The organism is Paenibacillus alkaliterrae, assembly GCF_021532375.1.
Lineage (GTDB): Bacteria > Bacillota > Bacilli > Paenibacillales > Paenibacillaceae > Pristimantibacillus > Pristimantibacillus alkaliterrae.
Genome location: NZ_JAKGAP010000071.1, coordinates 23,319 through 32,716, shown reverse-complemented (window position 1 = coordinate 32,716; position 9,398 = coordinate 23,319). Strand labels below are relative to the sequence as shown.

The 9,398-nt window shown below is 45.6% G+C and carries 7 protein-coding genes; all 7 read right to left on the bottom strand.

All coding sequences use genetic code 11. The annotated features are described in order from the left end of the window. Window positions 1-115: 115 nt before the first annotated feature. The 7 genes from garR to L1N85_RS22380 all read right to left on the bottom strand — a co-directional run bounded on the left by garR (window position 116) and on the right by L1N85_RS22380 (window position 8,988). The gene (garR, locus tag L1N85_RS22410; protein WP_235241276.1) at window positions 116-1,006 is read right to left on the bottom strand and encodes a 2-hydroxy-3-oxopropionate reductase; all 891 of its coding nucleotides are present in this window, start codon (window positions 1,004-1,006) and stop codon (window positions 116-118) included. Further along, window positions 1,000-1,908 carry a dihydrodipicolinate synthase family protein gene (locus L1N85_RS22405; RefSeq protein WP_235241275.1) on the bottom strand — a complete coding sequence of 303 codons (909 nt, stop codon included), beginning with the start codon at window positions 1,906-1,908 and terminating at the stop codon, window positions 1,000-1,002. The genes garR and L1N85_RS22405 overlap by 7 nt, the downstream gene beginning before the upstream one ends. A gap of 44 nt (window positions 1,909-1,952) precedes the next feature. Further along, window positions 1,953-3,065, bottom strand: a complete 1,113-nt coding sequence (locus L1N85_RS22400; protein WP_235241274.1) for a glycoside hydrolase family 88/105 protein — start codon at window positions 3,063-3,065, stop codon at window positions 1,953-1,955. Window positions 3,066-3,109: 44 nt separating this feature from the next. Then, window positions 3,110-5,359, bottom strand: a complete 2,250-nt coding sequence (locus L1N85_RS22395; RefSeq protein ID WP_235241273.1) for a helix-turn-helix domain-containing protein — start codon at window positions 5,357-5,359, stop codon at window positions 3,110-3,112. 102 nt (window positions 5,360-5,461) lie between these two features. Next, a complete protein-coding gene (locus L1N85_RS22390) occupies window positions 5,462-6,973 on the bottom strand; it encodes an extracellular solute-binding protein (RefSeq protein WP_235241272.1) in 1,512 nt (503 codons plus the stop codon). A 150-nt stretch (window positions 6,974-7,123) separates the two neighbouring features. Next, window positions 7,124-8,005, bottom strand: a complete 882-nt coding sequence (locus L1N85_RS22385; protein ID WP_235241271.1) for a carbohydrate ABC transporter permease — start codon at window positions 8,003-8,005, stop codon at window positions 7,124-7,126. 20 nt (window positions 8,006-8,025) lie between these two features. Further along, window positions 8,026-8,988, bottom strand: coding sequence for an ABC transporter permease (locus L1N85_RS22380; RefSeq protein ID WP_235241270.1), 963 nt, complete (start codon window positions 8,986-8,988; stop codon window positions 8,026-8,028). Window positions 8,989-9,398: the final 410 nt, after the last annotated feature.

Below are 9,398 nucleotides of genomic sequence, written 5' to 3'. Positions count from 1 at the left end.
TACGGGATTTGTTCTTGTCCGGAACGCTTCCTAGTATAGCAAGTGGCGCTTTTTTGCTCAAAGCTCAAATTACTTCATTACAGGAATGGCTCCTTATATCATAATTCCGGTTCGGCTACCGCTGCCTGCTCACTTCAATTTTTGCCAATTTTTCATAGTAGCGTATTAAGCTGCTATGATCGCACTCCCCCATATCATTGGCCGTAAGCTCCTGCATCATCTTCATGACCGATGAGGTTAACGGGAGCGGCACTCCGACCTCTTGCGACGTTTCCAGCACATTGCTGAGATCCTTAATATGCAGGTCGATTCGAAAGCCAGGCTCGAAATGGCGGTCCATAACAAGGGGAGCCTTCGCATCCAGCACAGCGCTTCCTGCCAATCCGCCTCGAATCGCCTGAAACACTAATTCCGGCTCAACGCCAAGTTTAGCAGCCAAAACCAGTGCTTCCGACATAGCCGCGATGTTAATCGCCACAATAATCTGATTGGCGAGTTTTGCTGCATTTCCAGCGCCAATGTCTCCTGTCCTTACAACGGAGGCTGCCATGGCCATCATTACATCGCAGCACTTATGGAACACCTCTTCGCTACCTCCGGCCATGACGGAAAGCGTCCCTTCTATTGCCTTCGGTTCACCTCCGCTTACGGGGGCATCCAGCATGTGGATTCCCTTCTCCGCCAGCTTGCCGGCAATCTCCTGACTTGCAAGAGGCGCAATGGAGCTCATATCCACCACAACGCAGCCGGGTTTAGCCCCTTCTATCACTCCATTTGATCCCAGGACAACTTCCATCACCTGCGGGGAGTTAGGCAGCATCGTGATGACGATATCCGCTTTCTCCGCCACCTCTTTAGGCGTGTCAGCCTGCGAGGCTCCAGCGGCTACCAGCTCGGCAGCGCCTTTGTTCTTCGCCAAAACGACAAGCTCATAGCCCGCTTTTAGTAAATTTTTGCTCATCGGCTTTCCCATAATGCCCAGACCAATGAATCCAACTTTCAACATTTTTGCGACCCCCTAAGAGCACCTATTTGCCGTAAAATATCCCTCAACTTATCACGGTTTGTATCGGAGCAAGCGGTATTTGGAAGAATTGAGCCGCCAACAGGAACCCCTATGAGATTCATAGCCTCTTTCGTGATGACCGGGAAGCTTGCAAGATTAAATGCCATTCGAAGCGGAGCCAGCTTAAATTGGGCTTCCAATGCGCCCGGCATATCTCCAGCCGCATATTTATCGTAAATCTCAACGACGAGTGACGGCACGATATTCGCGGTAGATGCCACACATCCCACTGCGCCGTATACTAATGAGCCCAATATCATGACATCCCGACCGGCCATTACCCGGAAGCCTTTGTGCCTTGTTCTCCGAATATACTCCGCGGTTAAGGTCAAATCTCCGCTGCTGTCCTTAACCCCGGCGATGTTCGGAATATCGGCAAGTCTTTCGATCAGATTGGCGGAAATATTGTTGCCGACACGATCCGGATTGTTGTAGAGCAGAACAGGCAGTGACGTCGAACCGGCTATCGTGTCAAAATGACGATAAAGCTCTTCTTCCGAAGGTGTTAAAAACATAGGCGGCAAAATCGTTATCGCTTGCGCTCCAAGCCTTTCACCCATTTTGGCAAGCTTCACGCATTCTTTGGTCGTTATAGCTCCAATCCCCATATAGAGCGGTACGCGCCCTGCTATCTGATCAATTGTAATGGAGACGGCGCGCTCTTGCTGCTCATGATCCAATCCATAAAATTCTCCATTGCTGCCTAATGACAGTATCCCGTGAACACCGCCGGCAATTACGTGCTCAATCACATGGCGAAGCCCCTGCTCTTCCACACATTCCTCTGAATCTACCGGTGTAACAATCGGCGGGATTACACCGCCAATCCAGCTTGTATCCATATGGATTCTCCTTCACTTATTTCATTTTTTGATTAAACTATTTATTATAAGCCGCGCCGTTTGATTTCATTGTAGGTCATGAACAGAGGCGCCATACCATGACCATTATTGTCAACTACTTCTTCGGAGAAGATATAATACGCTAGACTGCCGTCTCGAATTTCTCCGGTTTCCGGCTTTTTCCCAAGACCGGCGCTTCGGCAAATCCCGCCCAGTAATACTTCACCTGCTTCTTCTCTCAAATAACGAGCGATTGTCCCGTTAAACGCCTGTATGCCGTATACGGCATACTCCTCTGGCACATATCCCAATCTCGCACCTTTCAAAATGGCATATGCTAACATCAGCGTCCCGCTGGCTTCCAGATAATTGCCCGGATAGTCCGGCCTATCCATGACCTGATACCACATGCCCTCACTATGCCTGTACGGCAGTATGTCGTCTATAAGCTCCTTGATATAGACTTTGAGGATACCGCTATCTGCCGGCTCTCCTTCCAGCAGCTCCAGCACATCCACCAGCGCCATCGCGAACCAGCCGACCGCACGCCCCCATACATTCGGTGATTGTCCTGTTGCTTTATCGCACCAGAAAATATGGCGGCTCTCATCATAAGCATGGCTGTACAACCGCTTTTCTTCGTTATATACATATTGGCGGACATTTTGGAACTGTTGAATCGTATCGGAATAATCCTTTCGCTCTGCGAACTGCTTCACGTACTGGACATAGAACGGCTGCCCCATATACAATCCATCGAGCCAAACTTGATAGGGATAGTTTTCTTTATGCCAGAACGACCCGGCCTTCGTTCTCGGATAAGATGCCAGCTGTTGATACAGCAAATCCATTACTCTTTTATATTTGGGTTCCTGCTCTCTTTGAAACAGAGGAAATAAAATAACAGCCATCCTGAATTGATCGATATTATAGCTGCTGATTTGAATTTCATGGATATCGCCGTTGGAATCAAATAGCTGATCCATAAAGCCTTTCACAAAGTTGTACTCCGTTTCGCAACCGGTTTGCTCATAGCTGTCCAAATACGCCTTTAAAATACAGCCCTCAATATAATGCCACCTTACCGAAAACCATTTCTCGCTCGACATATATTGTTCTTTCAGTCTATCTACCAATTCATAGGTCAATAGAGGCACCTCCGCGATAGGTCATGTAATTATGATCAGCCGCCAGAATGCAGTTATAACGATCTCGAATGGGATTCCCTGTACTGGCCCGGTGTCATCCCTGCAGCTTTGCGGAACGTTCGGATAAACCCGGTGGAGTTTGTATAGCTCAGACGCTCCGCGATTTCCGTAATCTTCATATTGCTGTCCCTTAGCCAAAGTTTGGCCATATTCATTCGATAGTTCGTCAAATAATCGATAAACGTCATTCCGATCTCTTTCTTGAACACTCGGCTTAAGTAGACAGGATGAAACCGGAATTGTTCAGCGCACATTTCCAGCGTAATATCCTGATCGTATTTGTCTTGAATCAGCTCTACCATTTGGTGGGCGATATTGATATATTGCGAATCGATGCGCCCCTGCAGGAAAGCTAGCGTGGGCGGGATCAACTCCGTCTTGAACCATGCCGTAATCTCCTCGGCCGTATTCAATTTCATAAATCGGATCATGACGGATTTGGTGCCAACCAGCCCGTCCAGTGTTCCGCCTTGCTGCTGAACAAGCCGATAGATTTTCGTAATTAATTGGAGCATAAGGGTTTGAAAATCATTAAATGATACATTTTTTACCAAAATCGCCGACGCATACTGGTTAAAATACTCATAAGCCGAGGCGGCATCACCTGTTTTAAGCCCACCAAGCATACATTCTTCAAAGTGGCTCCAAGAGGCGGCGGGCTGAACATAATTACGGTTGAGCGTTTCGATATCTTCATAGTTCAAAATGAGCTCATTGCCAAGGCTGATTCTGCGTTTAAGCGCCTCTAATGCCTCTGAGTAAGCGTCCATAGCGTCCGTGTACCGATGAAACGGCCGACTGATGCCAATACTGATTTTTAGCTGAAGCAGCTCATGCACCTTCGACGCAATAAGCTCCGCCATTCGATAGAAGTAGCCCTTCAGCTCATCCGGATCCTCCGAATCTCCCAGCAGCAGTGTGACCTGAGATTGATCCTGCAGCAAAGTACCCAAGATACAATCGCTAGGAATTAGCTCCCCTACGACATTATTGATCGCGAATAACAGCAGCTCCTTTTCGCTATCCAAATATCGGGTGTCCTCTAGAGAATCGATCTGCAGGGCGAGCACTCCGAGCGCCTTCCCCTTTTCCCCGAAGCCATAGGTCTCATACTTATAGGAGAATTCGCTTTCTGTCACCTGTCCCATAATTAATTTCAACAGAAAAAATTCTTTAACCTGTCCGCGCTGAGCCTTCAACTGCTGCTGCATCTCCTTTCCCGTACTAAACAATGAAGAAAATCGTTCCTCGATCAGTGCGAATTCATCCCGCTTTTTGAACCCTATAGACTCTCCTCCGAACTGTTCCAACATCGTAAACAGCCGGCGGATTGGCCTATACATGCGGAAGGTTCCGTAGAAAGCGGCGAATGCGATTAGAATTAAAATAATGACACAAGCGTTTAAGGTAATGAAAGCAATTTTCTTAGAATCCTTTGTAATCGCTTCCATAGAAACGATAGAAACATAGGACCAGCCGTTATAGGAGGAAACTCTATAGTTGACCGCCATAGCGTCGGTTTCAAAAGCCCCCGTTTGGTCCACCGCCGCTTGCATCTTTTGCAGAATGGAAGGCTGGACCAAAGCGGTGCCGGAGCTGGATAAGAACGGCTCCCGATCTCGATTGAGTACATAAATGCTTCCTAATTGGGTGTTTTGCGCCAAATTGCTCAATAATGCATCTTGCGACATATCAATAATCAGCAGCGCTTTAGGCACAGTCGCAGAGGTGATCATTGGAAGCTTGATGACCATCCGAATATTATTTTCCTGTGAGAAACGTTCGATATTAGCTAACCAAAATAAATTTTGCGGACGCTTGGCATATTCGCTCAGCAAATCCCGATTCGCAAAATCTTCTGCTGTCGTAAAGCCGAGATTGCTCATCATCCAATCGTGCTCCAAGTTTATTAACTTCGTATCGGCCACACCCTCAATAGAATGAAGATTATACAAGCCTTTGGAGAGATTGTTGATCGTTTGGAAATCATCATTCTGTAAATCATCGTATAGAAAGTCGCTTGCCAACGATGAATTGATGTACTGCACAGCTGCCATTTCCACATTTATTAAAATCTGCTCTATTCTCATCTGGTTTTGCAGTAGAATCTGTACGTTTCCCTCATTAACCTTCTTCCTAATATCCTTTGAGGCAATATAGTAGGAAATGACTCCAATGGAAGCAACAGAAGCTACACTGAGCAGAAGAGAGAAGACGAGCAGCCGATATAAGTATTTAGGCAATGGAAACCTCTCCTTCCTTCGCATACAAGGCTTCGGCATTACCATTATATCAGAGAAATCCACGATACCGTTGCATAAGCATGTTCCAGTATGAACGACTTACTACTTCTGCTTCGCATACTCGGCCGAATATTCTTCAATCACCTTCTCGCCGCCGGCTTCTTTCCATTTATCCACTTCCGCTTGCCACTCTGCCTCATCTATTTTCCCCATAATAAACTTGGTTTGAGCATCACGAATTAACGTGTTCAGCTCACCGCCCTTTTCCAAATAAGTTTTGGAGTTCAACGTTAATGCTGCATTAGGCACCGCATTTTCCAGATTGTCGGCAACGACCTTCCATCCCTTCGCCTGCAAGTCAGATAATTCAAGAGGCAGACCCGTACCGGTCACCTCAAACGAAGGCAGACTGTCACGATAAGGTTTAACCTCAAGATTAAATAGGGACAAATCTTTAAACTGTGCTATTCCGTCAGATGTCTTAGTGAAATGCTTGCCTTCAACCCCTCTAGTCAGAAGTGTCGACATCTCCGGATCCAGCAGCTTATCGAAGAAGCCCAGCAGCTGCTTTAGTTCTGCTTCTGACTTTACACTCGATTTCGGGAAGACGAAAAAGCCATTATTGCCGGGTTCAGCCGGTACACGATTGCCCGATGGTCCCATATAAGGCACAATATCAACTACACCATTTGGTACAGCCTTATTTAGGTTGATTTGAGAAGTCGCAGCTGCCGAGGCCACCGTATTGATACGAATCCCCAGCTTGCCTGCATTCCATTTATTATCGGCATCAGCTGTCTGAACAACAGAAAAGTCCTGATTGATTAAATTTTCCTGATATAGCCTGCGAAGCAGCTTCATGGAATCCAGGTACGGCTTGGTCATAAATTCAGGTACCAGCGTACCGTCTTCTACGCCCCATTTATTCGGCGCTCCCTGAGAAACCGCGAGCCTGGTCAGAGAGGAGCTGCTGGCAACCGGATCGTTGTAGGACTTGTCAAGAAACATGCCGTACGTATCTTTCTGACCATTCTTATCAGGATCCTTCTCTGCGAGAGTCTTCATAATGTTATACCAATCATCCAAGGTTACCGGAGGCTTCAGACCAAGTTCGTCAAACCAATCCTTCCGGTAAGTGATCCCTGCGCGGCCGAAGTCCCGGTACAAGGGCAATCCATAAAGCTTTTCATTTACCTTTATATTTTCGTAATACAACGCGTTGACAGCCGATAAGTTTTTATAATCCTTCAAGAAAGGGCCGATCTCCCAAAACAAGCCGGATTGAATTGCGCTAAGCGTGGTGGCATTCAACGTTATTTTAAATGCTTTGGGCATTTCGCTGGAGGCGATCATAATATTTTTCTTATCTTCAAAAGCAGCGGAAGGAATCCATTGAATATCGATTTTTGAATTCGTATATTTCTCTATAGCCAGCTCCACTTCGCTGTCTTTTTTCGGGGTCTCTCCAACTTGTGGCGTAGCGATCGTAACTTCTAACGGCGCATTTTCCTCCTGCTTCGCAGTTTGCGAATCTTTCCCGTCTGCACACCCCGATAAACCGCCCGCAATCGTCAGCAATGAAACTATAAGAATAATGAAGCGCTTTCTTTTCATACGATAATCCTCCTGAATTTTATTATATACAATAATACCCTTCAAGCGTAAACGGCTGTCGCCGTCCTTTGGCGGTAAAGCTCGTTTCGCTGTGAAATATAGGCTGAGTATAAAGTTCCAACTTATACTTTCCTATATTTCGAAAAAAAGTTATCCTTTTACCGATCCTAATAGCACACCCTTGGCAAAATGCTTTTGTAAGAATGGGTATACGAGCACGATCGGGACAGTCGCGACTATAATGGAAGCCATTCGGATCGTCTGCGGTAAATAATCGGTTGGATCTTGCTGTGACGTAGTATCTCCGATTTGATCTTGAGATAGCAATACAATTTGTCTCAAAATAACCTGAACCGGAAATTTCTCAGCATCGTTAATATACATCACCGCATTAAAGAATGAATTCCAATGTCCTACGGCATAGAAAAGTCCGAATGTAGCCATCGCCGGCATGGATAACGGCAGAACGATACGGAACAATACCCCCAAGTCATTGCAGCCGTCGATCTTTGCGGAATCTTCCAAGCTGTCTGGAATTTGCTGAAAAAAGTTTTTGAGCACGATCAAATTAAATGCGCTGATAGCGGTCGGAATCATCAAGGACCAATACGTATCGATCATGCCGAAGGCCTTGACTACAAAATAGGTCGGAATCAATCCCCCGCTGAAGAGCATGGTAACCAGAACCATGAGAAGAATGGTCCTGCGCCCCCGTAAAGTGGCTTTCGCCAAAGGGTATGCGGTAAATGAGGTCAATATTAGATTGATGAACGTTCCGAATACGGTCACATAAATCGAGATAAGAATGCTTCGAAACATCGTATCGGTTGAAAAGATATATTTATATGCACCTAATGTAAACTCCGAAGGAAATAAGAGCAGGCCGCCTTTAGCCACTTCCTCCGGAGTAGCAAAGGATACAGAAACGATATACACGAAGGGAATGATTGTGATCAGCGATATCAGGGTCAACAACGAATAGTTTACCGTATTAAACAGCCGGTCACTCCAATGCTTATCTTCCGCTGGCATATTGAAACCTCCTTACGCATTTAATAAATGCCTTCTTCGCCGAGTTTTTTCGCCATCCAATTGGAGCCGAGTACAAGGACAAGCCCTACCATAGACTTAAACAGCCCGACCGCGGCACTATAGCTGTATTGTCCTTGGGTCAAGCCTTTCGTATATACATAAGTATCAAACACTTCCCCGACTTCCCGGTTCATGGAGTTAAGCATGAGGAAGATGTGCTCGAAACCCGTGTCCAGAAAAGTACCCAAGCGTAAAATAAACAAAATAACGATCGTGCTGCGAATAGCAGGCAGCGTAATGTGCCAGAGCTGGCGCCAACGTCCTGCTCCATCTATGCGGGACGCTTCGTAGAGTTGAAGGTCGACTCCGGATAACGCCGCCAGGAAAATAATTGTTCCCCATCCTGCTTCTTTCCAGATCGACTGGCTGACGATCATCGTTCTGAACCAATCCTCGCTAAGCAGAAACGGAATTTTCTCTATTCCGATTTTTTGGATCAATTCGTTTACAACCCCTCCTTCGGTAGTAAATAATATATAGAAAATGCCAACCGCTACTACCCATGAAACAAAGTGAGGCAAGTACAATAACGTCTGAGAGAAGCTTTTGAACAATTTATTACGGACTTCATTCAACATAAGCGCTAATACAACAGGAAGCGGAAAGAAAAACACCAAATTATATATCGCTAACAAAATAGTATTGCGGAACAGCATCCAAAACTGCGGCTCTGTAAAAAATCGTTCAAAATGTTTCAATCCCACCCAGGGACTGTTCATAAAACCGAGATGCGGTTGATAGTCTTCAAAAGCCATGATCAAGCCAAACATGGGCACATATTTAAAAATGATAAAATACAAAATACCTGGAAATAAGATGAAATACAACCATCGGTCTCTGACAATATCCCTTACGAACAAAGATTCTTTAATGATACGGTACTTGTGACTCGATTGTAATCGGGCTGCATGTTGCCCCTTCATCTGCCGTCCCCCTCATCATAAATTCATGTGTATATCGATTACAATTCATATCATAAGTTTCGGGGTTGCGACAGGCAATAGTACTGATCGAACCAACTAAATTCCCAGTGATATTCGTAGAAAATGATTGCATATTGCAGCTTTAAAGAGCTATTGGATCCACAAATTATCATTCTTTTCAGCTGTATAGTACTTTCTTAACCTCGATTTATCGTCTCAGTTTGAGCAAAATCTAACCGGAAGCAGACAAGGCTGTCCTTCTAGAAGGACAGCCTTGTTTTCGTTGTCATTTTGGATAAAAACACTACACTAGCGCAATTAGGAAATTAACCGATAAACTTTGGCTTCGTATTGCCGTAAATCAATGTGGACACCCACCGAATTTTATATCTCTATTATACGAAAAAACA

Bases quoted from the DNA above. Each gene is read 5' to 3' on its own strand.
- garR (WP_235241276.1), bottom strand. From the start codon at position 1,006: ATGTTGAAAGTTGGATTCATTGGTCTGGGCATTATGGGAAAGCCGATG.
- L1N85_RS22405 (WP_235241275.1), bottom strand. From the start codon at position 1,908: ATGGATACAAGCTGGATTGGCGGTGTAATCCCGCCGATTGTTACACCG.
- L1N85_RS22390 (WP_235241272.1), bottom strand. From the start codon at position 6,973: ATGAAAAGAAAGCGCTTCATTATTCTTATAGTTTCATTGCTGACGATT.
- L1N85_RS22385 (WP_235241271.1), bottom strand. From the start codon at position 8,005: ATGCCAGCGGAAGATAAGCATTGGAGTGACCGGCTGTTTAATACGGTA.
- L1N85_RS22380 (WP_235241270.1), bottom strand. From the start codon at position 8,988: ATGAAGGGGCAACATGCAGCCCGATTACAATCGAGTCACAAGTACCGT.